At 67.8% G+C, this 25,468-nt stretch carries 22 protein-coding genes and 2 pseudogenes; 5 read left to right on the forward strand and 19 right to left on the reverse strand.

Annotated elements, in window-relative coordinates; genetic code table 11:
* Nucleotides 1-109: 109 nt before the first annotated feature.
* From DM992_RS26825 to DM992_RS26835, 3 genes are read right to left on the reverse strand one after another with little or no spacing between them, the layout of a single operon-like run.
* Entirely contained in the window at nt 110-865 is a 756-nt protein-coding gene (locus DM992_RS26825; RefSeq protein ID WP_239511354.1) for a polysaccharide deacetylase family protein, read from the reverse strand.
* 23 nt (nt 866-888) lie between these two features.
* Complete coding sequence (locus tag DM992_RS26830) at nt 889-1,449, reverse strand: hypothetical protein (protein ID WP_111020408.1); 561 nt, start codon at nt 1,447-1,449, stop codon at nt 889-891.
* Nucleotides 1,450-1,454: 5 nt separating this feature from the next.
* The gene (locus tag DM992_RS26835; RefSeq protein WP_111019349.1) at nt 1,455-2,600 is read right to left on the reverse strand and encodes a glycosyltransferase; all 1,146 of its coding nucleotides are present in this window, start codon (nt 2,598-2,600) and stop codon (nt 1,455-1,457) included.
* Between the two features lie 332 nt (nt 2,601-2,932).
* Here DM992_RS26835 and DM992_RS26840 point away from each other — a divergent pair.
* Nucleotides 2,933-3,196, forward strand: a pseudogene (locus tag DM992_RS26840) (cation:dicarboxylase symporter family transporter); the annotation flags it as partial.
* A gap of 43 nt (nt 3,197-3,239) precedes the next feature.
* On the opposite strand, the gene DM992_RS41830 reads toward DM992_RS26840, so the two are convergent.
* Nucleotides 3,240-3,599: a hypothetical protein gene (locus DM992_RS41830; RefSeq protein WP_162631744.1), complete on the reverse strand. Its 360-nt coding sequence runs from the start codon at nt 3,597-3,599 to the stop codon at nt 3,240-3,242.
* Nucleotides 3,600-3,736: 137 nt separating this feature from the next.
* Here DM992_RS41830 and DM992_RS26845 point away from each other — a divergent pair, with 137 nt between their 5' ends.
* Complete coding sequence (locus tag DM992_RS26845) at nt 3,737-5,671, forward strand: SMP-30/gluconolactonase/LRE family protein (protein ID WP_111019350.1); 1,935 nt, start codon at nt 3,737-3,739, stop codon at nt 5,669-5,671.
* Between the two features lie 315 nt (nt 5,672-5,986).
* The gene (locus DM992_RS26850; protein ID WP_111019351.1) at nt 5,987-6,844 is read left to right on the forward strand and encodes a peptidyl-prolyl cis-trans isomerase; all 858 of its coding nucleotides are present in this window, start codon (nt 5,987-5,989) and stop codon (nt 6,842-6,844) included.
* Nucleotides 6,845-6,866: 22 nt separating this feature from the next.
* Here the strand turns inward: DM992_RS26850 and DM992_RS26855 are convergent, their stop codons facing one another.
* Entirely contained in the window at nt 6,867-7,304 is a 438-nt protein-coding gene (locus DM992_RS26855; protein ID WP_111019352.1) for a GNAT family N-acetyltransferase, read from the reverse strand.
* 366 nt (nt 7,305-7,670) lie between these two features.
* On the opposite strand from DM992_RS26855, the gene DM992_RS26860 reads away from it, so the two are divergent.
* Nucleotides 7,671-8,963, forward strand: a complete 1,293-nt coding sequence (locus DM992_RS26860) for an MASE1 domain-containing protein (RefSeq protein WP_111019353.1) — start codon at nt 7,671-7,673, stop codon at nt 8,961-8,963.
* Between the two features lie 13 nt (nt 8,964-8,976).
* Nucleotides 8,977-9,792 (forward strand): alpha/beta fold hydrolase, encoded by an 816-nt coding sequence (locus DM992_RS26865; protein WP_111019354.1) that lies wholly within the window; start codon nt 8,977-8,979, stop codon nt 9,790-9,792.
* A 46-nt stretch (nt 9,793-9,838) separates the two neighbouring features.
* Here DM992_RS26865 and DM992_RS26870 read toward each other — a convergent pair.
* From DM992_RS26870 to DM992_RS26935, 14 genes and pseudogenes are all read right to left on the reverse strand, one after another.
* Nucleotides 9,839-10,815 (reverse strand): annotated as a pseudogene (locus DM992_RS26870) (MerR family transcriptional regulator).
* An 84-nt stretch (nt 10,816-10,899) separates the two neighbouring features.
* Nucleotides 10,900-12,366 (reverse strand): xylulokinase, encoded by a 1,467-nt coding sequence (gene xylB, locus DM992_RS26875; protein ID WP_111019355.1) that lies wholly within the window; start codon nt 12,364-12,366, stop codon nt 10,900-10,902.
* Complete coding sequence (locus DM992_RS26880; protein WP_111019356.1) at nt 12,363-13,298, reverse strand: AraC family transcriptional regulator; 936 nt, start codon at nt 13,296-13,298, stop codon at nt 12,363-12,365. Before DM992_RS26880 ends, xylB begins: the two co-directional genes overlap by 4 nt.
* 29 nt (nt 13,299-13,327) lie before the next feature.
* Nucleotides 13,328-14,521 carry a sn-glycerol-3-phosphate ABC transporter ATP-binding protein UgpC gene (ugpC, locus tag DM992_RS26885; RefSeq protein ID WP_111019357.1) on the reverse strand — a complete coding sequence of 398 codons (1,194 nt, stop codon included), beginning with the start codon at nt 14,519-14,521 and terminating at the stop codon, nt 13,328-13,330.
* A 3-nt stretch (nt 14,522-14,524) separates the two neighbouring features.
* Nucleotides 14,525-15,559 carry an NAD(P)-dependent alcohol dehydrogenase gene (locus tag DM992_RS26890; RefSeq protein WP_111019358.1) on the reverse strand — a complete coding sequence of 345 codons (1,035 nt, stop codon included), beginning with the start codon at nt 15,557-15,559 and terminating at the stop codon, nt 14,525-14,527.
* A 10-nt stretch (nt 15,560-15,569) separates the two neighbouring features.
* Complete coding sequence (locus DM992_RS26895; RefSeq protein WP_111019359.1) at nt 15,570-16,400, reverse strand: carbohydrate ABC transporter permease; 831 nt, start codon at nt 16,398-16,400, stop codon at nt 15,570-15,572.
* Complete coding sequence (locus DM992_RS26900) at nt 16,388-17,338, reverse strand: sugar ABC transporter permease (protein ID WP_239511355.1); 951 nt, start codon at nt 17,336-17,338, stop codon at nt 16,388-16,390. Before DM992_RS26900 ends, DM992_RS26895 begins: the two co-directional genes overlap by 13 nt.
* Nucleotides 17,322-18,596: a sugar ABC transporter substrate-binding protein gene (locus DM992_RS26905; protein ID WP_111019360.1), complete on the reverse strand. Its 1,275-nt coding sequence runs from the start codon at nt 18,594-18,596 to the stop codon at nt 17,322-17,324. Before DM992_RS26905 ends, DM992_RS26900 begins: the two co-directional genes overlap by 17 nt.
* Nucleotides 18,597-18,794: 198 nt before the next feature.
* Nucleotides 18,795-19,757, reverse strand: a complete 963-nt coding sequence (locus DM992_RS26910; RefSeq protein WP_111019361.1) for an amidohydrolase family protein — start codon at nt 19,755-19,757, stop codon at nt 18,795-18,797.
* Nucleotide 19,758: 1 nt separating this feature from the next.
* Nucleotides 19,759-20,706, reverse strand: coding sequence for a YncE family protein (locus DM992_RS26915; protein ID WP_111019362.1), 948 nt, complete (start codon nt 20,704-20,706; stop codon nt 19,759-19,761).
* A 50-nt stretch (nt 20,707-20,756) separates the two neighbouring features.
* Nucleotides 20,757-22,049: an MFS transporter gene (locus tag DM992_RS26920; RefSeq protein WP_111019363.1), complete on the reverse strand. Its 1,293-nt coding sequence runs from the start codon at nt 22,047-22,049 to the stop codon at nt 20,757-20,759.
* Nucleotides 22,050-22,176: 127 nt separating this feature from the next.
* Nucleotides 22,177-23,094 carry a dihydrodipicolinate synthase family protein gene (locus tag DM992_RS26925; protein WP_111019364.1) on the reverse strand — a complete coding sequence of 306 codons (918 nt, stop codon included), beginning with the start codon at nt 23,092-23,094 and terminating at the stop codon, nt 22,177-22,179.
* A gap of 8 nt (nt 23,095-23,102) precedes the next feature.
* Nucleotides 23,103-24,275 carry an L-rhamnonate dehydratase gene (locus tag DM992_RS26930; protein ID WP_111019365.1) on the reverse strand — a complete coding sequence of 391 codons (1,173 nt, stop codon included), beginning with the start codon at nt 24,273-24,275 and terminating at the stop codon, nt 23,103-23,105.
* Nucleotides 24,276-24,334: 59 nt separating this feature from the next.
* Complete coding sequence (locus DM992_RS26935) at nt 24,335-25,390, reverse strand: 4-hydroxythreonine-4-phosphate dehydrogenase PdxA (RefSeq protein ID WP_111019366.1); 1,056 nt, start codon at nt 25,388-25,390, stop codon at nt 24,335-24,337.
* Nucleotides 25,391-25,468: the final 78 nt, after the last annotated feature.

The raw sequence follows: 25,468 nt of genomic DNA on the forward strand, positions 1-25,468 counted from the left end.
CGGTGGCGACGGCCGCGATCCGGAAGACCCTGGTTCGGCAAAGGCATCGATTCGTGCGTCGATATCGGCCCGATCGAATCCGGTGCCGACGCGTCACCATTTCGCCATGTCACAAGCGCTGTTCCCGGCGCTCCCCGTGCTTGCGCAACCGCCAACGCGCACACTTGAACAGCAGCCGAAGCGCACCGACACCGCCCGCCACCGGAATCCGCGGCAGCAGAAACGGATCGTCGGACACGTCGGCGCAACCGCGCCGGGTCGTCGTCGCATTGCCGTAGCCGGCGGCGGCGACCTGGTCGCGGACGCGCGCGTCCAGATCGCCGTACGGATAGCAGAACGATTCGACGCGCCGGCCGCTCAGCGCTTCGAGCCGCAGCTTCGATTCGATTACCTGAAGGTCCGACACGTGCGCCGGCACGTGCGACAGCGCGACGTGATCGAGCGTATGCGAGCCGATTTCATGGCCGTGATCGCGCCACGCGAGCATGTCCTCGCGCGTCATCAGCGGCGAGCGTGCGGTATCGGCGCCCACATCCCAGTCGTTCTCGCCGCCGAACCGGCCGGCGACGAAATAGCAGGTCGCGGTGAACCCGAGCTCGTCCAGCACCGGCATCGCATGCGTGAGCACGTTGAGAAAGCCGTCGTCGAACGAAATGCCGAAGACCTTCCCGCTGCGCTCCCCGCGCAGATACGGTTGCAGTTCGCGCACGCTCAGGCCGCGGTAGCCGAGCCGCCTGAACAGCGTCATCTGGCGGCGGAACGCGTCGGGCGCGACGCTCAGGCCGCGCAGCCGGTCGGGCGGCGGCGGCAGCGGGCGTATCTGGTGATACATCAGGATCGGATGACGCGTGGCGGACAGAAGCATCGGCGGATCGTGACAAGGCAGGGTTACGCGTCCTTGCGGAAAATCCGCAGGGTCTTGAAGTCGCCGACCTCGACGAAATCGGCGTGCGCTGCCCATTGCTCGATGATCGGTTCGGCCTTCCGGTAGGCCGACGAGCCCTTGTAGAACAGCAGGTGACCTTCGCGTGCGGTATGGCGGGCGAACAGGTCGAGCACTTCCGCGTCGGTCTTCGCGCCGTAGCGGCTGTTCGTCTCGTCGCGGAATTCGCACAGGTGGAACAGCGTGACGACGTCGAACGACGGCAGCAGGTCCGAGTTGCTCGTATAGATGTCGCCGAAATACGCGAGGTAGGTCTTGCTCACTGCCGGTTGCCGCGTGACGAGATCGACATACGACTTGTATTCCTTCGGCGACGCCGTCACGCCGAAGACCGTGTTGTTCAGGTGAGGCCGCGCGCATTCCACGCCGACATGGTGGTGGCCGCCGGTGCCGAAGTGATAGATGCGGATGCCATTGAGGCGAACGGATTCCAGCCACTCGACGAAGTGCACGTCGCACGGGCACTCCTGCGTCCGCAGGCCCCAATACTTCTTCCAGATATTCATGGCCATTACATGGACCTCAACGATGCCACCCAGCGATACGGGTTGTGTCGAATCGATTTCTGATAGACGGACAAAGTCGCATCGACGAATGTGTCGAACGAGAACTCTCGCTTGCCTTTCAGCCGCGCGCTGCGCCCCATCGCGCGAACGCAGCCGGGCTCGCGCACGATCGCGCGCAGAATCTCGCCGATCGCTTCGGGCGCGCGCGGCGGAACGACCCATCCGTCCACGCCCGGCTCGACGTTCTCGGGCAGCCCGCCCACGCGCGTCACGATCGCGGGGCAACCCAGCGACATCGCTTCGCGGCACGCGTACGACAGGCTCTCGTGGTACGACAGCACGAACGACACGTCGATGATCGAGAACGGCGCGCATGCGTCGTCGAGCCGTCCGGTGAACGCGGTGCGCGACGTCATGCCGTGCCGCGCGATCTGCTCGCACTGGTCGCAGGACGGCTCCGCACCGACCAGCAGCACGCGAAACCGCTCGCGCTCGTGTTCGGGCAGGCGGCCCAGCGCCGCGATCAGATCCATCCAGCCTTTTTCCGGCGCGGTGCCGGCACTGCTGCCCAGCACGATCGCGTCCGCGCCGGATGGCCCGAACAGCGCGACCTTGCGGCGGCGGATCTCGTCGCCCGCCAGCCGTTCCGCGGCCTGCCTGCGCACGCCGTGCTTGACGACCGTGACGTTCCCGTACGGCGACCGGAGCGCGAGCATGCTCGCGACATAGTCGCTGACCGCGATGGTGTGGTCGGTTGCAAGCCGTGCTCGCAGCAGATTGCCGAAGCTGTCGGCGCGATACGTGTTGTGCTTGGTGAGCACGACCGCGGGCCGGTGCCGGCACCCGAGCAGCGCCAGCATCACCTGCCGGTGATCGGCGGACCCGTTGACGTGAATGACATCGAAGCGCTCGGCGACGATCCGCTGGCGCAGCCGGACGAGCTCCTGGCACAGTCGGTTCCAGCGCGGTTTGAATTCCATGTCGAAGATGGCCACGTCGGGGCTGTCCTTCAACAGTCGCGACAGGCGGCTTCCCTCCGGCGACGCGACGGTCACGCGGTGATGCCGGCTCATCGCGGCGGCGAGATCGCGGACGTAGGTATCCTGGCCGCCGCCGTAGTCGCCATGGAAGTTGGTGTACAGAATGTTCATCACGATGCCGATTTTTCCCGTTCGTTCATTGGGAGGACTGCTTATCAAGCGAACGACTCGCCCTGTCTGGAACAATGGCTCGAACGCGGCTCCGCATTCCCGACTCGCGATTGCGCATTGCCGCTCGGGCGTAACGGCAACGCGAATCATTTCGAAATATTACATAGAGGTTACGTCCGGTAGTGTCGAGGTCTGCGCATCTTTGTGCGAATGTGTCGCGATCGTCTTCCCGTGTCGTCGCCGGTCGACACGGGCGGCCTGTCCGTCGAGGTCGCGGCGCTCGATGGCCGCTCGCGCCGTTCAGCCGGATCGCGACCAAACCCGCCTTTCCGGCGGGCGTGCCGCGCGCATCGCTGGTCGTGATCGCGGCGACGCTCAACCAGTTCAACATGCCCGAAGCGGGGCTGCTGCTGATCATGGGCGTCGACATGTTCCTCGACATGGGGCGCTCGGCCACCAACGCCGTCGGCAACTCGATCGCGGCTGCCGTGGTCGCGAAGTGGGAAGGGCAACTCGACGCGCCGCGCGACGACGACGATCCGGACGGAGGGCGCGTCATGCAGGTGAAGGTGCCGGAGACGTCGGCATCGGCATGATGCGTGGCAACGCGGCGGCGACGGCGCATTGCCTGCCTCGTGATCAATGACGATCGCCGGCCTGGATTTGAAACGGATTCAGGCCGGCGATTTGTGTTTGGGGCAATGATTCCGCATTGCACGCGGTAGCTTTTTCCCGATTCTCCGGAAACGGCATTCGCGGTTTCAATCTTTCGTCGTTGAACAAGCGGCGATATTCCCGCAGGCGAACGGCCTGATTTCTCCGATTTCCCCCATTCCCGATCGCGCGCGCAAGTGAACATTCACTGTCGCACCGCTGCGCCCGCTGTCGGGGTGGCTGGTTGCCGCGGGCAATGCGATCGAAGCCGATCCGGTGAAAAGCGCCGCGCAAGCGGCTCGCAATTTTTTTCGATTTATATAACGCTATTCTCGCCTTGCTCATTATCGAACGCATGCCGCACGTAATACCGACTGCGCCGGATGATTCAGCGGAATAATTTACGCATCGCGGATTTCAAGCCATCCGGCCGGCCGACCCGTCATGTGAATGTTTGCCCCATTCAGGAGAGAGCATCAGTCATGGTCGCTGGAAAACGTATTCAGGCTGCACTTCTTGCCACCGTGATCGCCGCGATCGCGCCGGCCGCTCACGCAGGCAACACCACCGACTGGCTGGCGAACACGTACGGCACGCTCGCGGCCCACGTCGGCAACGTCGCGCGTTCGATGTGGGTCGCGCCCGAAGGTGTCATCTACACGGCGTCGATGTGGGACGAAGACGAAGGCGGCGTCGCGATCTACCAGAACGGCAAGAGCGTCGGCTCGATGGGCACGCATTCGGAATTCCAGGGCAGCGCGATCACGGGCAACGCGACGTCGCTGTTCGTCGCGCTGCAGCCCGGCAAGACTTACGGCAGCGGCGCGGTTGGACGGTACAACCGCGCGACGAAGTATCGCGACCGCGTGATCCAGATCAGCGCGGCGACCAACCAGCCGCGCATCGACGTCGTCACCGGGCTCGCGACTGCCGGCTCGCTGCTCTATGCGAGCGACTTCTACGGCAATCGCGTGCGCGTGTTCACCACCGACGGCGTATGGCAGCGGGACCTCGACGTGTCGGGGCCGGGTGCGCTCGCGGTGGATGGCGCGGGCAACGTGTGGGTTGCGCAGAAAAGCGCGGGCTCGGTCGTCGGCTTCAGCCCGGCCGGCGCGCTGCTGAACACGATCCGGATGCCGGCCGGATCGCGGCCGTCGGCGCTGTATTTCGACGCGGCGGCCGGGCAGTTGATGGTGGGCGACGAAGGCCCAGACATGAACATCAAGCGCTATACGGTGTCGGGCCGGCCCGCGCTGGCCGGCACGTTCGGCGTGCGCGGCGGTTATCTCGACACGACGACGGGCATCAAGGGGCAGGTCGGCGCGAAACGCTTCACGCGCATCGCCGGGATCGGCAAGGACAGCGCCGGCAATCTCTATGTGCTCAACAACCCGTGGGGCGGAAGCTGGGATCTCGGCCGCAACGGCGCCACCGATATTCATGCGTACAGCAGCGCCGGCAGCCTGCGCTGGACGCTGCAGTCGCTGAACTTCGAAGGCATCGCCGCGCCGGACCCGGTCACGGACGGCGCGCTGTTCTACGGTGGCACGCATGTATACAGCGGCAGCGCGGGCGGCACGTTCGTCGCGAATACCGTCGATCCGTTCACGTACCCGTCGGATCCGCGCATCAACATGAGCGACGCGCAGCGCGACGAGCATTTCGGGCTGCTCACGTCTGTCGGCGCGAACCGGATCCTCGTCGCGGCGGGGCAGAACCCGCCGGTCTTCTACTTCTTCCATTTCAACGCGGCGAACGGTTATATCGCGATTCCGGACGGATCGATTCCGGGCCCCGCATTCAACACGACGCAGCGTGTCACGAGCGGGTTCAGCATCGACAGCAAGGGCGGCGTGTGGGCCGGCCTCGACAAGACCGGCGCGATCTACCACTACCCGCTGACCGGCTTCGACGCGAGCGGCAAGCCGTCGTGGGGGCCGGGTGTCGCGACCCGCGTTCCCGCCAGCATCCAGCCGCTGACGCGCATCGTCTACCTCGCGGACAGCGACACGATGGTGCTCGCGCAAGGCGCGGTCGGGACCAACGACTGGACGTCGATCGGCACGCGCATCGAGGTGTATCACGGCTGGAGCGCGGGCAACACGACGAAGCCCGACCCGGTGATCACGCTGCCGCACAGCGGCGCGAAGTCGATCGACGCGGCCGGCAACCATCTGTTCGTCGGCTACTGGTTCAGCAGCAGCGGGCCGCTGTGGCCCAATGTCGACGCGTTCAACCTCACCACCGGCAACCTCGACACCACGCTGGTCAACGCGAGCCCCGCGACCGTGGATACCAGCAGCGCGATCGACGCGATGTACAGCATTCGCGCATATCGTCGATCGAACGGCGAGTACGTGGTGATGAAGAACAACGTGAAGGGGAACAGCATCACCGTGTATCGATGGACGCCTTGACTGCGGTGCGGCCGGTTGCGGTGACACATGCCTGGCGCCGCTTCGACTGGCGGCCGGGCCCGCGAAGCAACGATCGTATTCGACGTTTCCGATGAACGGCGCGTGCAACGCGCGCGTCGCCGCCTTCGGCGGCCGTCCCCAACCTCCCGACGCGCAAACGCGGTTCCGTGCACAATGACAGCGGCACGGGCGGAGGCTGCCTGTGCTCGTGATATTGAACCTGAACGACCGAACGGTGCGCCGGTGCGTTGCAACGCCGGCGAACCTGCGCGGCATGCCCCGTGCCGCGTTTCCCAAGCACGAAGCGACCAAACAATGAAGATGAAAACGACACCGAACCGCCTGTTGCTGATTGCCGTGCTGGCGGGCGTGCTGAGCGGTCCTGTCCACGCCCAGACGGCGGCTGCGTCGCAGCCGTCCGGCGCGACGCCAACCGTCGCGACCGTCAACGGCACGGCGATCACGCAGGCGGACGTCGATGCGGCGCTGCGCGCGTCGGGGCAGCCCGACTCGCCGCAAATCCGCGATGCGATCAAACAGCAACTGATCACGCGCGTGCTGGTTCAGCAGGCCGCCGAGAAGGCGAACTACGCGGACAAGCCCGAGGTCAAGGCAGCGATCCAGCAGGCGAAGGCGAATGCCGAGGTGCAACTGTACGTGCGCGACAACGTGAAGCCCGAGCCGGTGACCGACGAGCAGGTCAAGGCGCGCTACGACGCACTCGTCGCGGCGCTCGGCAAGAATGAGTACAAGCCGCGGCTGATCGTCGTCAGGGATCCGGCGACGGCCGCGACCGTGCTGAGCGAGCTGAAGTCGGGCAAGCCGTTCGACGGGCTGGCGCGCCAGTACAGCATGGCGCCGAGCCGCGATGCCGGCGGCGAGCTGCCGTGGGTGAGCTTCAATACGCCGGCGGCGGAAGGCAAGACGGGCGGATTGCCGCTGCCGATCGCGCAGGCGCTCGAGAAATTGACGGTCGGCGCCGCGACGAAGGATTCGATTCCGGTCGATGGCGTGCGGGCCATCGTGAAGCTGGATGCGAAGCGGCCGACGCAGGTGCCGGGCTTCGAGACTGCGAAGCCGGTGCTTCAGCAGCAACTGCAGGCGATTGCGGTCGAGAAGGCGAGTGCGCAGATGATCGGCAAGTTGCTGAAGGACGCGAAGATCACGCAATAACGTGGCGTCGAAACGGCGGGCGCTACGCGCGCCAGATCATGCTCGCGCTCGTTTCCGTTTCCGACTCGATGCGAAAGCCGAGCCGTTCGTAGAGCCGCCGCGCCGGATTGCCGTGCAGCACGCCGAGCGATACGCACACGTTCGCGCGTGCCGCATCGGTCAGCAGTTCGCGCAGCACGGCCTCGCCGATGCCCTGGCCCTGGCGGGCGGGCAGGATCTGGATCTGATGGACATGCCATTCGCCGGCGGCGCGCGTCACCTTCAGCAAGCCGATTGCATCGGCGCCTTCGCAGACGATCATCGCGTCTTCGAAGTGCGCGCGGATGCGCCGGTCGTGCGCTTCATCGTCGGTCGGTGCGCCGACCCGTTGCAGGTGCCCTGTCATCGTGAGTCGGCGGAGGGTCAGCAGGAAGGGGAGGTCGGCGGGGGATGCCGTGCGCAGGTTGATTGCGGGTGTCATGGCGGGTAATTGTTCGCTCCAACGCGGATTGCGAACCGAATGGGTCTCCGGGACGCGAAGCGCAATGCTTTCGTATCTCTTTCGAATCGACTACCGTTCAGCCGGTCGGCACAATTCTAGCGACCTTGCCCGAGGCTTTCTGTTGGCAGCACCCATTCGCCCGCGATCTTTTCCCGTGTTTTCCGGTCACAAGCACCAGGCGTCGTGGGCCTGGCGGCCGCCGCGGATGCCGTCCTGCCGGTATTCCATGGCCTGCCCCGTCCGCATATCATGCGCACATCGCGTACGTGCCGGAGGTCGGCGCATCCGCCGCTTACAACGCGGCCGGCGCGCTCGCCTGCACGGCGCAGCACACAGGAATCCTCGATGGACACCAAACGTTCCCGCCCGGGGCTCGTCGCCGCGCTGCTCTGGGCGGCGCTGTATCTCGCGACCGGCTACATCTCGCACGAGTTCAACGGTCCCGTCCGGCTGACCGGTTATATCTGGCTGCCGGCTGGCGTGACGGTCGGCGCGTTCATGCTGCGGCCGTCGCGCGAATGGTTGACGCTGGCCGCTGCGTTCCTCGTCGCGCAGCTCGCGCTGACCGGCATCGAACACGGCAGCCTGATCAACGCGGCGCTGTTCACGGTCGACGAAGTCGGCGCGGCCGCGCTCGCGGTGTGGCTCGTTCAGCGCGTCCGCTTCTCGCTCGAAGGGCTGTACTTCCTGCGCTCGGTGATCCTCGCCGGGCTGATCGCGGGCGTCGTCGGTGCGGTCGGCGGCGCGGCGTGGTACGCGACGCTCAAGGACGCGTCGTTCTTCGACGTGTGGTGCGTGTGGGCTGCGTCCGATTTCGTCGGCGTGCTGCTGGTCACGCCGGTGCTCGCGTCGTGGTCGCGCTTTCGCGCGCACCGTTCGGGCGATCATGAGCGCTTCGACCTGATGCTCGGCGTCGTCGCGTTCGTGCTGCTCGCGATCGTCGCGCTCGTGATCTTCGACGGCGACACGCCGCAGAAATTCGGCACGGGCGCCGGCTTCGCGCTCACGTATGTCCCGCTGTTCCTGACCGTCGCGGTGACGCTGCTGCTCGGCGGCCGCGCGGGTTCGTCGTCGGTGCTGGTCCTTGCGTTGATCGTGATCGAGCAGACCGCGCAGGGCGACGGCCCGTTCGCGTCGTTCCACGAGCACTACGGCAGTTCGCTGCTCGAGGCGCAGCTCTATCTGGCGGTCGCGTCGCTGCTGGTGCTGACGGTGAGCACGCTGAAGACGACGCGCGAACGCGTGCACGAGCATGCGGCGGTGTTGCAGAACAACATGGAGCTCGCGCTCGCGAGCGCCGGCCAGATCGCGTACGTGCTCGATCCGGAGTCGGGCCGGATCGAGTGGAGCGGCGACATCGAGCGCGTGTTCGGCGTCGGCGTCGACGCCGCGCAGATCGCGACCGTGCCGCTCGTGCTCGAACGCGTGCAGCCGGGCGACCGCGCTGCGCTGAGCGACTACTGGAACGCGGAGATCGCGGGCGAGGATCGCGCGTCGCTGTCGCTGCGTATCGTGCAGCGTGACGGCGGCACGCAGACGATCACCGATCACGGCGCGCCGCTGCTCGATTCGAACGTCGACGTGACGGTGGTCGCGGGCGTCTGGCAGATCGAGCGCGTGTGGCCGGCGGACGAATGAGCGGACACGCGTCATGACAGGTCGCACGGGCGTCCTGCTGATCCACGGGCTCGGCGGCACGCAATACGATCTCGGTTCACTGCACAAGGCGATGCGGCGCGCGGGCGGCGACACGCACATGATCACGCTGCCGGGGCACGGCACGCGCCCCGAGGATCTGGTCGGCGTGCGCGCGGAGGCGTGGCTCGACGCGGTGACCGAACAGTATCGCGTGCTGGCAAGCGAGTACGAGACGCTGCATGTCGCAGGCATGTGCATGGGCGCGCTGGTCGCGCTGCTGCTGTGCCACCGCGTGCAGCATGCGCGCGGCCGGCTCGCGTTGCTGGCCACGCCGGTGTTCATCGACGGCTGGTCGACGCCGTGGTATCGGTCGCTGCGGCATGTGCTGTATCGCGTGCCGGGTATTGCCGAACGGATGCGCGTGGAGGAAGGCGAGCCGTTCGGCATCAAGAACGCGACGATCCGCGCGATCGTGAAGAAGAAGTTCGAGCGGCAGGACGGGTTCCATTATGCGTGGGTGCCGCTCGCGTGCGTGCGGCAGGTCGACCGGATGCGCGACTGGGTGCTCGAGGCCGCGGCCGATACGCGGTGCCCGACGCTCGTGCTGCATGCGCGCGAGGACGAACTGACGAGCCTGCGCTCGGCCGATTTCCTGCTGGAGACGATGCCCGATGCGCGCGGGATCGTGCTGGAGAACAGCTACCACATGATCTGCGCGGACAACGATCGTGACGACGTCGCACGGCATGTGCTCGAATTCTTCGGTTTCGATCCGGGGTATGCGGTGAGCCCGGCGACGGCGCGCAGGATGGGGCGGCTGGAGTCGTGATGGTTGGGGCGCCGGCGTGTTGCCGGCACCGCGAACGGATGACGGCTTATGCCACTTCCGGTCGACGCGCGATCCGCTCCCGGATCTCGGGCGACGCAAGGCATGTGGCAACCGCTTCGTAGCCGGGCGCGCCCGGGTAAGGCGCCACGCGAGAAGGCGGGTTGTGATTGGCCGGGCACAGGATGATGGTTTCGTTCGGGCCGACCGCCGACAGATCGAGGATCGCCGACGAGCGCGTCAGCACGAACATTGGCCGCATCCCGGCGGTTGCGCGCTCGCGCAGATGGGCGATCAACGCCAGTTGCGCGGGCCATTCGCTTCGAGACTGGCGAGCAGCGCGGTTAGTGCTATCGACGGCGTTGCACCGTTGCCAACGAGCACGGCCGATGCGCGGTCGACGCGCGACTTCAGTTCCGGATCGACGCGCAACGCATCGCATGCGGCAGCGCCATCGTTTTCCAGCCGATCGAGACCGACGAACGCGGCGCCTGGCAGCGCGTCGGCCAGCCGAAGCGCCAGCCGCGTCTTGCCGCTTCCGAGCGAGCCGATGATGTAGTTCAACGGCCGGATATCGCGACACTCGAACCACTCGCCGCCCCACGGCCACGGCAGGCTGAACGCGACGCCGCTGCCGGTGTCGTCGAGCAGTCGCGTCAGTTCGCCGTCGGCCGGCATCCGGCCGCGCGCAAGGCCGGCACGGATCGAGCGCACGCTGTCGACCTTGCGCACGAGATCCTGAATGCCGTGGTCGAGCGCCGCTTCGTGAGCTGCCAGCGCGTCGTCCAGGCCGCGTGCGTCGCCATCGAGCACGCTCGCCACCTGCGCGAGGCTGAGGCCGAGCGCTCGCAGCGCCGCGATGTCGGCCGCGCGTGCGAGGTCGTCCGGGCTGTAGGCACGGTATCCGGCAGGCGTTCGCTGCGGTGTCACGAGGCCGTGCTGTTCATACAGCCGCAGCGCTTTGACCGATACGCCGAGCTGCGCGGCGGCCGCCGATGCGCTCAAGCGGGGCGTGGACGTACCCATCCGTCACCTCTCTCTGCTGTCGATTCATTGTGGACAGCATAAAGGCGACCCCAAGGGCCGGGTCAAGCACGATTACGCCACCGCTCAGTCGCCGTACGCAAACTCGTCACGCAGCGCCCGATATAACCGCCGATACCGCGCAAGCCGCCCCGCCAGCAGATCGACTGCCGCCGAATCGGACGTGACCGTCTCCGTGATCGGCGGCGCGACACAGACCTCCGCAAGCGTGTCATCCGTCGCGGCGAGCCGCGCGAGACGCGCGGCGCCGAGTGCCGCGCCGACTGCGCCGTCCGCGTGGCGCTGCATCGCGAGCCCGGTCGCGTTCGCGCACAGCCGCGCCCAGAATGCACTCTTCGATCCGCCGCCGATGAACGACACCGCGTCGAGCGTCGTACCCGCCGCACGCAGCGCGTCGTAGCCGTCGGCCATCGCGAACGCGACGCCTTCCATCACCGCATACGCGAGGTCGACCGCATCGTGCTCGTTGGACAGCCCGAAGAACACGCCGCGCGCATGCGCGTCGTTGTGCGGCGTGCGCTCGCCGCCGAGATACGGCAGGAACAGCGGCGCGCGGGCCGGATCGGCGCGTTCGGCGCGCGCGGCCAGCACGCCGGCGGTCGTGCCGTGCGCGCGCGCGAGCCAGTCGAGGCTCGCGGCGGCGGACAGGATCACGCTCATCTGGTGCCAGCGCCCTTCGACGCAGTGGCAGAACGCATGCACGGCGGCGTCCGGGTTCGGCGCGAAGCGGTCGTTGCCGGCGAACAGCACGCCCGACGTGCCGAGCGACAGGAAGCCGCTGCCGGCGCCCGTGACGCCCATGCCGATCGCGGACGCCGCGTTGTCGCCGGCGCCGCCGGCGATCGTCACGGGCCCCGCGATGCCCCATTCGCGCCGCAGCGCGTCGCGCAGCTGCGCGGCGGCCGCATTGCCCTCGACGAGGCGCGGCATCTGCGCGCGCGACAGCTCGGTCGCGGCGAGCATCCGGTCGGACCAGTCGCGGCGCGCGCAGTCGAGCCACAGCGTGCCCGATGCGTCGGACAGGTCGGACACGAATTCGCCGGACAGGCGCCAGATCAGGTAATCCTTCGGCAGCAGCACCTTGTGCACCGCGCGGAACACGGCGGGCTCGTATTTCGCGAGCCACAGCAGCTTCGGCGCGGTGAAGCCCGGCATCGCCATGTTGCCGGTGATCGCGCGCGATTCCGGCACCAGCGCCTCGAGTTCGACGCATTCGGTGCCGGCGCGCGTGTCGTTCCACAGGATCGCGGGGCGCAGCACCTGGTCCGCGCGATCGATCAGCGTCGCGCCGTGCATCTGCCCGGACAACGCGATGCCGCGCAGCGCGGCGAAGCCGGCCGGATGCGCGGCGCGCACCGACGCGATCGCGTCGAGCATCGCGTGCCACCACGCCTGCGGGCTCTGTTCCGACCAGTGCGGATGCGGGCGGCTGATCGACAGCGTGGCCGAGCCGGTCGCGAGGGGGATCGAACGGGAATCGGTGAGGAGAACCTTGACCTCGGACGTGCCGAGATCGATGCCGAGAAATGTCACGTATGAAGCATCCTGTCTGGGGCGCGCGGCGGCGCACGTCGCGGGGGCGGCGCGTCGTTGCGGCCGTGCGGTTCGTTGAGCCGGTGCAGCGCGCGGAACCTCGACGGCGGCACCTGCTTCATCGCGAGAAACTGACGGTTGAAGTTCGACAGGTTGTTGAAGCCAACCCGGTAGCAGATGTCGGTCACCGTCAGGTCGGAAAACATCAGCAGCTCGCATGCCTCGTTGATGCGCAGCCGGTTCAGGTAGCGCACGAAGGACGAGCCGGTATGGCGGCGGAAAAAGCGCGTGAAGGTGCTCACGCTCATGCCGGCGAATGCGGCGACGTCGGTCTCGCGCAGCATGCCGGGCAGGTTCTGCTGCAGGTACGACAGCACCTGGTTGATCGTCGACGACATGTAGTGCTGCGCATCGCTGCGATAGCCGGGGCCTGCGAGCACACGCCGCTCGCGGCACGACGACAGCCGGTCGAACAGCGACATCAGGATCTCGACGCGCCGGCAGCCGTGCGCGTTCGCGATTTCGAGCATCAGCGGCGCGACCTCGATGCCGACGCGGTCGGGAAACTGCACGCCGCGGGCCGCGTCGTCGATCAGGTCGATCACCGGTTGCAGCTCGCTGAACGCGCCGACCATCTTCTCGATCGCGTCGCGCGAGAACTGCAGCACGACGTCGCGCGACGGCACGCGTTCGCCGTCGGCGAGTTCGCTGACCCAGTTGTGCGGCAGGTTCGGCCCGGTGACGATCAGGTTGCCGGGGCCGAAATCGCCGATGTGGTCGCCGACGAACACCTTGCCGTGCGACGCCTGGATCAGATGAATCTCGTACTCGGGATGGAAGTGCCACTTCGCGACCGAATGCGGATAGTCGTGGACCCACGCGCGGAACGATTCGTCGCGGTGGGTGGGAACGATCTCGAGATCCGGGTTCATCGTGTGCTCCGTCGGGTCGTGCCGGCGCGCTACGAACGGGACATCGACCAGCCCGTCGCGGCAGGCGGCGTGGCGCGCGTCGCAGCCGCCGGCGGCACCGCGTGCGCGATCGGGTTCGCATCCGGCAGCGCGACGTTGCGTTCGGTGCCGGCGTCGAACAGATGCAGGGCTTCTTCGTCGAAGCGGAACGCTACCACGGCGCCCGGCGCCGGGGCCATCGGGGCCGGCACGAGGGCCGCGCACGGCTGGCCGCGCCAGTCCAGCGTGACGAGCGCCTCGGCGCCGAGCAGCTCGACGAGCTCGACCGTGCCCGTCAGCGCGAGCGCGCCGGGGGGCGGATCGCTTTCGGCCACGAGCCGCAGGTGGTTCGGGCGGATCGCGGCCTTCACCTGCTGGCCATCCTGCAGGCGTGCGAAGCGCGGCGCCGCGAGCGGCCAGCGCGCGCCGTTGCAGTCGAGCAGCAGGTTCGCGCCGATGCGCTCGATCGTGCCCGCCGCGAAGTTCATCGCGGGCGTGCCGACGAACCCGGCGGCGAACACCGTGTGCGGCTGGCCGTACAGCTCGGCCGGCGTGCCGATCTGCTCGATGTGGCCGCCGCGCATCAGCACGACGCGGTCCGCGAGCGTCATCGCCTCGAGCTGGTCGTGCGTGACGTACAGCGTCGTCGTCTTCAGCCGCCGGTGCAGCCGCTTGATGTCGCCGCGCAACTGCGTGCGCAGCTTCGCGTCGAGATTCGACAACGGCTCGTCGAACAGGAATACGGCCGGCGTCTTGATCATCGCGCGCGCGATCGCCGCGCGCTGCTGCTGGCCGCCCGACATCGCGCGCGGGCGGCGGTCGAGCAGCGCGTCGAGGCTCAGGATGCGCGCGACGTCGCGCACGCGGCGGTCGATCTCGTCGGCCGGCACCTTCAGGCGCCGCAGGCCGAACGCGATGTTGTCGTACACCGTCATGTGCGGGTACAGCGCATAGTTCTGGAACACCATCGCGACATTGCGCTCGCGCGACGGCAGGTCGTTGACGACCCTGTCGCCGATCACGAGCTCGCCGCCGGTGATCGCCTCGAGGCCCGCGATCATCCGCAGCATCGTCGACTTGCCGCAGCCGGACGGGCCGAGCAGCACGATGAATTCGCCGTCGGCGATCTCGAGGTCGAGCGGGTGCAGCACGGCGGGGCCGCCGTCGTAGTGTTTCGACAATGCCTTGCAGGTGATCCGGGCCATGGCTCAATCCATTTCGATCTGAATCTTGACGTCGCGCGGCTGGCCGCTCGCCGCTTCCTCGAAGGCGCGCACGCCTTCGGAAAACGGGAACGTGCGCGAGATGAACGGCTTCACGTCGATCGCGCCGGACGCGATCAGCGCGAGCGCGCGCGGAAAGATGTTCGCGTAGCGGAACACCGATTCGATGCGCCCTTCCTTCGCCTGCAGCGCAACCACATCGAGCGGCACGGGGGCGACCGGCATCCCGATCAGCACCGCGCAGCCGCCTGGGCACATCAGGTCGACGAGGCCCGGATACGCGTTCGCGCTGCCGCTCGCCTCGAACACGACGTCCGCGCCCCAGCCGCTCGTCGCTTCCGCCACCGCATCGGCGAGCGGCCGCGTGCGCACGTCGACGGTCGTGACCGCCGGCTTGCCGTCGAACAGCGCGAGCTTGTCCGGCACGACATCGGCGAGGATCACGCGCGCGGCGCCGCCCGCGAGCGCGGCGAGCGCCGTCATCGCGCCGATCGTGCCCGCGCCGATTACTACCGCGATGTCGCCGGGTTTCATCGCTGCCTTCTTCGCGGCCTGCAGGCCGATCGACAGCGGCTCGACGATCGCGCCTTCGGCGAACGACACGTTGTCGGGCAGCCGGTACGTGAACGCGGCCGGATGCACGACGAATGGCGTCAGGCAGCCGTGCACCGGCGGTGTCGCCCAGAAGCGCACGTCGGGATCGAGGTTGTAGAGGCCGCGCAGCGTCGCGGGCGAATCGAGGCGCGGCACGCCGGGCTCCATGCATACACGGTCGCCGACGCGCAGGTGCGTGACGCCGGCGCCGGTCTCGACGACGGTGCCGGACGCCTCGTGGCCGAGCACCATCGGCGCGTCGACGCGGAACGGGCCGATCCCGCCATGAACGTAGTAATGCACGTCGCTGCCGCAGACGCCGACCGTATGGATCTTGATCCGGACGTCGCCGGGGCCGACCTCTTGCGGCAGGTCGATGTCGCGCAGCGCGAGCTCGCGCGTGCGTTCGAGTACGAGCGCTTTCAACGCATCCTCCTTATTTTCCCTTGACCATCGAATTGAGCAGGCGGCTCAGCATGCCGACGAACACCAGCGGCGGCAGTGCGAGCAGCACCGTCGACGCGTTGATCACACCCCACGGCACTTCCTGGCCGAGCGACGTGAACGCGGACGCGACCACCGGCAGCGTCGCGCTGCGCGACGACGTGAGCGCGAGCGCGATCATCAGTTCATTCCAGACCAGCACGAAGCTGAACACGATGCCGCCGAGCAGCGTGCTCGCGCACACCGGCAGCGCGATATGCCAGAACACCGCGTACGGGCCGTAGCCGTCGAGCGCGGCGGCTTCCTCGATCTCGCGCGGCAGCCGGCGGAACACGGGGATCGACAGCCACGTGATGGTCGACAGCGTGACGAGCAGGTACGTGACGATCATCGACAGCTTCGTGTCGTACAGCCCGAGATCGACCCAGATCGCGATCAGCGGCAGCGCGACCGCGACCGGCGGCAGGAAGCGTAGCGACAGCAGGAAGAACTGGATGTCGCGCTTGCCGCGCACCGGGTAGCGCGCGATCGCATACGCGGCCGGCACGCCGAGCGTCGCGCCGATCACGACGGCCGCACCGACGATCGCGATGCTGTTGCCGAGCCCGATCATCACCTCGGGGCTCGACAGCACCTGCTCGTAGTTCGCGAGCGTCGGCGTGAAGAAGAAGCGCGGTGTCGGCGTGACGATGTCGAGCAGGTGCTTGAGCGAATTGAGCACGGCCCAGAACAGCGGGAACGCGGCGACGAGCAGGATCGCGCCGGCGACCGCGACGGTGGAAACGGTGGCGGCGGTGCCGCGGCGGGCCATCAGTCGTCCCATTTGTTGACCCTCTTCCAGATGAGCGTGAAGACGAGCGTGGTCGCGACCATCATCAGCACGGCCATCCCCGACGCATACGACACCTTGCCGGCGAGGCCGATGCCCTGCTGGTACGCATACAGGTCGAGCGTTTCCGTCGCGATGCCGGGGCCGCCCTTGGTCATCACGTAGATCAGGTCGAACGAGCGCAGCGACTCGACCATCTTGATGAACACGAGGCTCACGAGCGGCGCCTTCAGCATCGGCAGCGCGATGTACGCATGCACCTGCCACGTCGTCGCGTAGTCGAGCCGCGCCGCTTCGAGCGGCTCGGGCGGCAGCGTCTCCAGCAGCTTCAGGATCACGACCGCGAAGAACAGCCCCCATTGCCACACGTCGACCAGCGCGACCGCGTACAGCGCGAGATGCGGATCGGCGAGGAACGCGGTGTTCTCGATGCCGAGCGTGCCGAGCAGCCAGCTCAGGATGCCGGTGAGCGGCGCGTACATGAACTTCCAGATGAACGCGGCCGACACGCGCGGCAGCAGCACCGGCATGATCAGCACCAGCGATGCGACGCGGCGCCAGCGGCCGTGCACGCGCTCGAACAGGAACACGGCGAGCGCGATCCCGACGATGACCGCGCCGGCGACCGTGACGATTTCCCACAGCACCGACACCTCGATCGCGTTCAGGAAACGCCGGTCGGATGCGAGCCGCACGAAGTTGCGCAGGCCGACGTATTCGCTGTCCGGGTAGCGCAGCACGCGGTTGCGCAGCGCGAGATTGATCGCGGCAACCGTCGGGACGAGGCTCAGGACCGCGAGCAGCGCGAGCGTCGGCGCGAGGAACACCCACGGCAGGCTCGAGCGGTCGCGGCGCGCGCGGCCGCGCCGGGCGGGAAGGGCCTGGCGGACGCCGAGCGCGCGTCCGCCGGCGCCGTCATTTGCGAGCGCCATGTTCGAGCGCATCCTTCGCGTACTGGGTCGCGTCGTCGAGCGTGCCGCGCACGTCCGTCTGCGTGCCGGTGAACACCTGTTCGAGCGCGATGCCGAGGTTGTCGCCGATATCCGGCCACTGCGGCGTGCGCCAGATCGTCACCTGCGTGACCGGGTTGGTGTCGTTCAGCCCGGCCTGGATCTGCGGCGCGACGTGCTGCTTGAAGTACGGGCTGCCGATCGTGCTGGTGCGGTTGTAGTCGCTGAACACGCCGTTGCGCAGCCGCGCCTGCTCCTGGTCCTTGCTGGTCGCCCACGCGATGAAGCGGCCGGCGGCCATCCGCGTGCAGTCGTCCTTCGCGCCGACCGCCGAAATCGCGAAGCCGTGGCCGTACGCGGCCGACGGCAGCGGCGCGGGCGGGCGCGTGTAGCCGACCTTGCCGGCCACGCTCGACTTGCTCGAATCCTCCATCCAGTCGGCGAACGGCGTCGATTCGATCATGAACGCAACCTTGCCCGAGCGGAACGCTTCGAGCGCGTTGCTCCAGTCGTAGGTCGCGGCGCCCGGCGGCGCGTACTTGAACAGGTCGCTGTAGAGCTGCGTGGCCTTCCCGGCAGCCGGCGAGTTGAACGACGGCTGGCCGCCCTTGTCGGTCCATGCACCGCCCATCCCGAGCATGAACGGCGACCAGCGCCACACGTTCATCCCCGAGCCGCGCTGGCCGCGCGCGACCCAGCCGTACAGCTTCGGCGGCGCGTTCAGCTTCTTGATCGCGGCGACGAGCTGGTCGAGCGTCTTCGGCACCGGGATGTGCGCGGCATCGAGGATGTCGCGACGGTAGAACAGGAAGTCGCCGCCGCCGATCAGCGGCGCGAAGTATGCGACGCCGTTGTAGCTCGCGACCGCGCGGCGGCCGGGCAGGAAGTCGTCGTAGTCGTATTCCTTCGGGTAGTACTTGAGGAGCGGCACGATCCAGTTGGCCGACGCGAATTCGGCGACGTTCGCCTCGTCGACGTAGTAGATCTGGTACGAGCCGGCGCCGGTCGACGCGTCGAGCCGCGATTTCGCGCGGCGGTCGTTCTCGCCGAAATAGCTGATCTCGACCTTGGTGCCGCTCTTCTTCTCGTAGTCGGCCAGCGATTTCTCCATCACCGACAGGCCGAGACTCTTCTGCGCGAGCACCCGAAGGGTCGGCACCTTGCAGACTTGCGCGGCCGCGACGCCCGGCAGGCAGGCGCCGAGCAGCAGGCCGGCTGCGACGATTCGCATCTTGTTCACCCGTGTCTCCTTGATTCTGCTTGTTCGAATGCCGTCGATGACGGCAGGAACAATGGTGTGACGGGGGCCATGCGTTCACCACATCAAAAGAACGGGTGGACCGATACTTTTTGCTCAGGGTCGGTCGTGCAATGCACAAAATGTGTCGGTCGAGCGGCGCGCGATGCCCGGTCGAAACGGGGAGAGGGTGAGGGAAGTCTAGTTGCCGCGAGCCGAGCGGGATGGCTCGTCGAGCGCAATCCGGTAGACGCGCAGCGCGTTGTCATGCCAGATCGCGCGGCGCGCCGCGCCGTCGAGGTTCGCCATCGCGCGGGCAAACGTGCGCAGCAGCGCGGGATAGGACACGCGCAGGCCGGCCACCGGAAAGTTGCTGGCGAACTGGCAGCGCTCCCAGCCGAAGATCGCGATCGTGTCGCGGATGATCCGCGCGTTGTCCGCATCGTTCCACACGGCGTCGCGCAAGCCGAGTTCGGAAATCTTCACGACCACGCGCGGCGATGCCGCGAGTGCTTCCATGCCGCGGCGCCAGCGCGCGAGCCCTGCGTCCGAGCGATCCCACGGCAGCCCTGCGTGTTCGAGCACGACGTCGACAGCGGGTGCATCGGCAAGCAGCGCGGCCGCGTCGCCGAGATGCCAGAACGGCACGCGCAGATCCCAGCACAGGCCGTGCGCGGCGATGCGTTCCAGCGCGGCCGGCCAGCGCGGATCGTGCAGCGTGCCGGGCCCGTCGACGGGCGCATGGGGCGACGATGCGGTGCGCGGCTTGAAGCGCACGCCGCGCACGCGCGGCCACGCGGCCTGGTCGGCGAGCCGTTCGTCCGCATCGCCGGCCAGCAGGTCGACCCACGCGACGACTGCCGACGGCAGCCCGTGCGCCGCCGCGACCTCGTGCAGCCAGCGCGTTTCCGCCAGCGCTTCGTCGCGTGCGCGTTCGGCCTCGACGTGCACGCTGGCGACGATCGGCGCGCGCTGCGTCGCGCGCCGGAAATCGTCCGCGCCGAAATCGCGGCACAGCGCCGCGTAATCGCCGAACATGAAGCGCGCCGGATCGTATTGCGTCTGCAGCCACGGATAGTGCGCGCCCGCATCGAGCCGCCACAGGTGGTGATGCGCATCGACGAGCGCGTCCGGCATGCCTTCGGGCGGCGATCCGTCTCGCATGTCAGCGTGCTCCCGCGAGCACGTACGACGCATCGGGCTCGCGCAGCGTCGCCAGCGCGCCGACGAAACGCCAGGTTTCGAGATCGAGTTCGCGCACGTAGTCGTCCTGGAACGACACGTAGGCGACGCGCCGCGACGGATGGAACGACAGTGCGGTCGGGTTCGCGGGCAGCGCGATGCGTTCGATCTCCTCGAGCTGGCGTGCATCGAACACGGAGATCGACCGTTCGCCCGAATTGGTCAGCAGCAGCAGGTCGCGGCCGTCCGGCGCGCTGGTCCGGTAGATGCGGTTCGGATCGCTGCGCGTCTTCACGCGGCGGCCGCAGGTCATCGTCTCCGTGTCGATCTCGACCAGCGTGTCGTCGCCGCGATTCGCGACGAACAGCGTGCGCTCGTCGGCCGACAGCGCATTGCCTTCGGGGCGCGGGCCCGGCATCACCGCGCGCGGCGCGACCGTCGCATCGCGCGGATGGAATTGCGTGACCGTGTTCGACAGCAGGTGCACGCCGTACGCGCGGCTCGCGTCGCGCGTGAGCGTCACGAGGTGCGTCTTCACGCCGCCGGACGGCACGGCCATGTTCGGCACGGGCTGCCGGGTCGGCTCGTCGAACACGAGCAGCATGTCGTGCGCCTCGCTCATCGCGTACAACCGGCCGTCGCGGTCGCTCGCCATGCCGTGCGGCCGGTAGTACGGCCACAGGTCGAGCATGCGCGTGTGCGTGCGCTCGACGAGGTCGATCTCGGCGATCCGGTGGTCGCCTTCATGGCCGCGCGACCACGCGGTCTCGATCCCGAAGATGCCGACATACGCGTAGCGCTCGTTCACGTCGACGGTGAACTCGTGCGGGAAGTTCGGCAGCACGATGTGCTTGAGCGCGGCTTTCGTGTCGAGGTCGTAGAAACTGAAGGTATGGGCGCATTTCTGCACCAGCAGCAGGGTGTCGTTCAAGGCGTGTCTCCGTAATTTCGTTCGCGGGCTGGCGTATCGGGTATCAGGCATCAGTCCTCGCAGCGCTTCGGCAGCGTCAGCGCGAGCAGGCCGGCCACCGCGAGCGTGACCGCGAGGCTGAGCACGCCGGCCGCCGCGCTCACGTGCTGGGTCAGCACGCCGACCGCGTACGGGCCGCAGAACCCGCCGAGATTGCCGAGCGCATTGATCAGGCCGCGCGCGCTGCCGGCCGTCTCGACGCTGCACAGCTTCGGCGGAATCGCCCAGAACACGCCGGCGGCTGCCTGCAGGAAGAAACCGCAGCCGATCAGGAACACGAACGACACGGCCATCGACGCGTGCGTGAGCACCGACAGCGCGAGGCACGCGGCGAAGCCGACGAGCGGCAGCAGCACGAACAGGCGTCGTTTGCCGGTTCGGTCAGACAAATACGACGTGACGAACATCCCGATCACCATCGCGACATACGGCAGCATCGCGAGCAGGCCGACCTTTCCCATCCCGCCGTGCGTGAGGTTTTTCAGCAGCGTCGGCAGCCACATCGTATAGCCGTAGATGCCGACCTGATAGCAGAAGTTGATCGCGATGAGCAGCCAGATCGTCGGGTTGCGCAGCATCTCGCCGAACGATGCGGCGGCCGGCGTGCCGGCCGCGCGCTTGCGTTCCTGTTCGTCGCGCAGCGCGTCGAGGATGTACGCCTTCTCGCGCGGCGACACCCAGCGCGCGGTCTCCGGGCCGTCGTCGGCGAGCAGCATCCACGCGACCAGGCACAGCAGCGACAGCGCGCCCGCGCTGTAGAACAGGTGACGCCAGTCGTACGCGGCGAGGATGAAGCCGGACAGCGGCGCGGTGATCATGCCGGCGAGCGGCACGAACATGATGACCATCGCATTCGCGCGGCCGCGTTCGCGGTCGGGGAACCAGCGGCTGACCATCGTGAGCACGACGGGCAGCATGCCGCCCTCGGCCACCCCGAGCAGGAAGCGCAGCGCCAGCAGCTGCCAGGTATGCGTGACGAGCCCGGTCAACACCGACAGCACGGCCCAGCTCACGAGCGACCACGCGATGAATTTCTTGCCGCTGCCGAGCGCCGCGCGCCGGCCGCCTGGAATCTGCAGGAACAGGTAGCCGAAGAAGAAGATGCCGCCGGCGAGGCCGGCCATCGTCGCGTCCATGCCGAGCTCGGCGTTCATCCCGCCGGGCATCGCGAACGCGATGTTCACGCGATCCATGTAGGAAATGATGCAGGCGAGCAACAGCGGCGGAATCACGCGCAGCCAGCGGCGGCGCGGAATGGCTTCGCCGGCTTCGTATGCCGGGGCGGCCGGGGTCAACAGGGTCATGATGTCTCCATCCAGTTTGGGTTGTCGGCCGCGGCAGCCTTCCGATGGGCCGCCGTCTTGCCGTGGCGAGCCGGCGGGTGCCGGCCGCCGACGCGCGACGCCTTCTTGTCGCGCGTGCATCCGATGCCTAGCGTCCCCAGCGCAGCACGAGCGGGTCGAGCCGCCGCGCCGTATCGAGCAGCCCCGCACGCACCTGCGGATGCAGTTCCGGCCACGGCGCGCGCGGCCGGTCGCACGCGATCACGCCGCCCTCCAGCATCAGCGCCTTCGCGGTCAGGAAGCCCGACTGGCGGTTCTCGTAGTTGATCAGCGGCAGCCAGCGCGCGTACTGCTCGTACGCTTCGTCGCGGCGTCCGGCGAAATGCGCGTCGGTGATCCGGCGAATCCCGTCCGGATAACCGCCGCCCGTCATCGCGCCGGTCGCGCCGGCATCGAGATCGGCGAGCAGCGTGATGCCTTCCTCGCCGTCCCACGGCCCCTCGATCGCATCGCCGCCGAGCGCGATCAGCTCGCGCAGCTTCGACGCGGCGCCGGCCGTCTCGATCTTGAAGTACGACACCGCATCGATCTCGCGCGCGAGCGTCGCGAGGAACGACGCGGGTAGCGCGACGCCGCTGGCCGGCGCGTCCTGGATCATCAGCGGAATGCGGAGCCCGTCGGCCGCTTCGGCGAAGAACGCGCGAACCTGCGCTTCGGGCACGCGGAACGTCGCGCCGTGGTACGGCGGCATCACCATCACCATCGCCGCGCCGAGCGCCTGTGCGTGCCGGTTGCGTTCCGCGCAGATCCGCGCGCTGAAGTGCGACGTCGTGACGATCACCGGCACGCGGCCCGCGACGTGCTCGAGCGTGGTGCGCGTGATCAGTTCGCGTTCGTCGTCGCCGAGCGCGAACTGCTCGGAGTAGTTCGCGTGGATGCAGAGGCCCTGCGAACCGGCATCGATCATGAAGTCGAGGCAGCGGCGCTGGCCGTCGAGATCGAGCGCGCCGTGCGCGTCGAAGATCGTCGGCGCGACCGGAAAGACGCCCTGGTAGCGTGCGTTCATGGCCGGCCTCACTCGACGATGTCGAACTGGTCGAGGAATTCGGTCTTCAGCGTGAGGCCGAGGCCCGGCACGTCATCGCGCAGTTGCAGGAAGCCGTTTTCGGCCACCGGCTCGCCGTCGAAGATGTAATAGAACAGCTCGTTGCCGACCTCGACGTCGAACATCGGGAAGTATTCGCTCATCGGCGATGCGAGCGTGCTCATCGTCAGGTGATAGTTGTGCATCTGGCCCGCATGCGGAATCACCGGCACGCTGTACGCCTCGCACAGCGCGTTGATCTTGCGCGCCATCGTGATCCCGCCGACGCGGTTCGTGTCGTACTGGACGACCGACACGGCCTTGCGGTCGAGCAGCTGCTTGAAGCCGTACAGCGAGAACTCGTGCTCGCCGCCGGAGATCGGAATGCGCGTGAGCTGGTTCAGCTCCGCGTAGCCGTCGATGTCGTCGGCGATCACCGGTTCCTCGAGCCAGCGCGGCTGGTATTTCTCGAGCTTCGGCAGGATGCGCTTCGCGTACTCGAGATTCCAGCCCATGTAGCACTCGAGCATCAGGTCGTTGTCGTAGCCGATCACCTCGCGGATCGCCGCGACCGACTTCAGGTTCTCGACCACCCCCTGCTGCCCGTGCGCCGGCCCGTAGCCGAAGCGCATCTTGAACGCGCGGAAGCCTTCCTTCAGATACTGCTGCGCCTCGTCCTGCATCGCCTTCAGGTCGGTGCGGTAGAGCTTCGAGTAGTAGCAGGGGATCTTTTCCTTGGTGCGGCCGCCGAGCAGCTTGAACACCGGCTTGCCGACGCTCTTGCCGAGGATGTCCCAGATCGCGATGTCGACCGCCGAGATCGCCGCCATGCCGACGCCCTTGCGACCCCACGCATGGGCGGCGCGATACATCCGCTGGTTCAGGTATTCGTAGTCCCACGGATCCTGGCCGATCACGAGCGGCGCGAGGTACTGGTCGATGATGACCTTCGCGACGTGCGGCGCGAGCGCGACGTTGCCGAGGCCGACGATGCCGTCGTCGGTCTCGACTTCGACGACCGTCCACGCATGGAAGCGGAACGTGCTCATCGTTTCCTGCGGCGCATACAGCAAATCCATCGCATTCGAGCAGAAGTTGCCCTGCGGCGGGACGGTCTTTCCTTTCCACTGGAATACGCGTGCGCGCACGGACCGGATTTTCATGGTGGTGTCTCCGAGAATCGATGTTGTCGTGTGTGAAAGGCGGGCGGCCGGCGTGGCCATCAAGCGGAAACGGAGGGGGTGTGGCGCGCGGCGCCCATCCGGCACGCGATCTGCAGCGCCTGCCAGGTGGCGCCGACGTCGGCCGTGCCGCGGCCCGCGATGTCGTACGCGGTGCCGTGCGCGGGCGTCGTGATCGGCACGGGCAGCCCGCCCTGCACGGTCACGCCGCGCGAGAAGCCGAGCAGCTTGATCGCGATCTGCCCCTGATCGTGGTACATCGTGACGATCGCCTGGTAGTCGCCGGCCTGCGCCTTCAGGAAGATCGTGTCGGCGGGGAACGGGCCGTGGAACGGCGCGTCGGTCGGCCAGTCGCGCGATTGCAGCCCGCGCACCGCGGGCTCGATGATGTCGATTTCCTCGCGGCCGCAACTGCCGCCGTCGCCGCCGTGCGGGTTGAATGCGGCGATCGCGACCTTCGGCGCGGCCACGCCGTTCGCGAGCAGAGACCGGTAGATCAGTTCGGATGCCTGTTCGATCCGCTCGATGCTCAGGCAGCCCGCCGCGTCCTTCAGCGGGATATGCGACGAGATGCGCGCGGTCCACAGTTCGCCGAGCGTGTTGAATTCGCAGAAATAGCCGGTCACGCCGAGCGCTTCGGCGAAGTGGTGCAGTTCGTCGTCGTGGCGGAGCCCGCCGAGCTTCATCGCGTACTTGTTCAGCGGAGCGAAGCAGATCGCGTCGATGTCGCCGGCAAGCGCGGCGTCGAGACACCGGTCGAGCACGGCGAGCGTCGAGCGGCCGCCGGCCGCGCCGGCCTGGCCGATCGTGACCTGTGCGAGAGCGACCGTATCGACTTCGACGAACGCGGCGCGCGCGGTCGACGGCCGGCCGCGCACCGCGGCCAGCGACGCGACGGGTTCGACGGCGACCTGCACGCCGGCGACGCGCTGGCCGGCTTCCCACAGCCAGCGATCGCCGATCAGCACGAGATTCGCATGAGCGGTGGCATCGGGCCGCGCGAGCAGTTTCGCGATCAGTTCGGCGCCGATGCCGGCGGGGTCGCCGAGCGTCAGTGCGACGACGGGCAGGGGGGCGGCGGTCGATGGGGTGTTCATGCTGCGTCTCCGGTGGCGGCGCGTGGCCGTTCGTGTATGGGGTTGATGCTAGGTAGACGGAATGAGTCGGTAAATTGA

It is taken from the genome of Burkholderia sp. JP2-270 (assembly GCF_003233675.1).
GTDB classification, from domain to species: Bacteria; Pseudomonadota; Gammaproteobacteria; order Burkholderiales; family Burkholderiaceae; genus Burkholderia; species Burkholderia pyrrocinia_C.

Bases quoted from the DNA above. Each gene is read 5' to 3' on its own strand.
- DM992_RS26860 (WP_111019353.1), top strand. From the start codon at position 7,671: ATGGACACCAAACGTTCCCGCCCGGGGCTCGTCGCCGCGCTGCTCTGG.
- DM992_RS26925 (WP_111019364.1), bottom strand. From the start codon at position 23,094: ATGAACGCACGCTACCAGGGCGTCTTTCCGGTCGCGCCGACGATCTTC.
- DM992_RS26850 (WP_111019351.1), top strand. From the start codon at position 5,987: ATGAAGATGAAAACGACACCGAACCGCCTGTTGCTGATTGCCGTGCTG.
- DM992_RS26895 (WP_111019359.1), bottom strand. From the start codon at position 16,400: ATGGGACGACTGATGGCCCGCCGCGGCACCGCCGCCACCGTTTCCACC.
- DM992_RS26845 (WP_111019350.1), top strand. From the start codon at position 3,737: ATGGTCGCTGGAAAACGTATTCAGGCTGCACTTCTTGCCACCGTGATC.
- DM992_RS26830 (WP_111020408.1), bottom strand. From the start codon at position 1,449: ATGAATATCTGGAAGAAGTATTGGGGCCTGCGGACGCAGGAGTGCCCG.
- DM992_RS26935 (WP_111019366.1), bottom strand. From the start codon at position 25,390: ATGAACACCCCATCGACCGCCGCCCCCCTGCCCGTCGTCGCACTGACG.
- DM992_RS26865 (WP_111019354.1), top strand. From the start codon at position 8,977: ATGACAGGTCGCACGGGCGTCCTGCTGATCCACGGGCTCGGCGGCACG.
- DM992_RS26880 (WP_111019356.1), bottom strand. From the start codon at position 13,298: ATGAACCCGGATCTCGAGATCGTTCCCACCCACCGCGACGAATCGTTC.
- DM992_RS26825 (WP_239511354.1), bottom strand. From the start codon at position 865: ATGCTTCTGTCCGCCACGCGTCATCCGATCCTGATGTATCACCAGATA.
- DM992_RS41830 (WP_162631744.1), bottom strand. From the start codon at position 3,599: ATGAGCAAGGCGAGAATAGCGTTATATAAATCGAAAAAAATTGCGAGC.
- DM992_RS26855 (WP_111019352.1), bottom strand. From the start codon at position 7,304: ATGACACCCGCAATCAACCTGCGCACGGCATCCCCCGCCGACCTCCCC.
- DM992_RS26910 (WP_111019361.1), bottom strand. From the start codon at position 19,757: ATGCGAGACGGATCGCCGCCCGAAGGCATGCCGGACGCGCTCGTCGAT.
- ugpC (WP_111019357.1), bottom strand. From the start codon at position 14,521: ATGGCCCGGATCACCTGCAAGGCATTGTCGAAACACTACGACGGCGGC.
- DM992_RS26930 (WP_111019365.1), bottom strand. From the start codon at position 24,275: ATGAAAATCCGGTCCGTGCGCGCACGCGTATTCCAGTGGAAAGGAAAG.
- DM992_RS26920 (WP_111019363.1), bottom strand. From the start codon at position 22,049: ATGACCCTGTTGACCCCGGCCGCCCCGGCATACGAAGCCGGCGAAGCC.
- DM992_RS26835 (WP_111019349.1), bottom strand. From the start codon at position 2,600: ATGAACATTCTGTACACCAACTTCCATGGCGACTACGGCGGCGGCCAG.
- DM992_RS26900 (WP_239511355.1), bottom strand. From the start codon at position 17,338: ATGGCGCTCGCAAATGACGGCGCCGGCGGACGCGCGCTCGGCGTCCGC.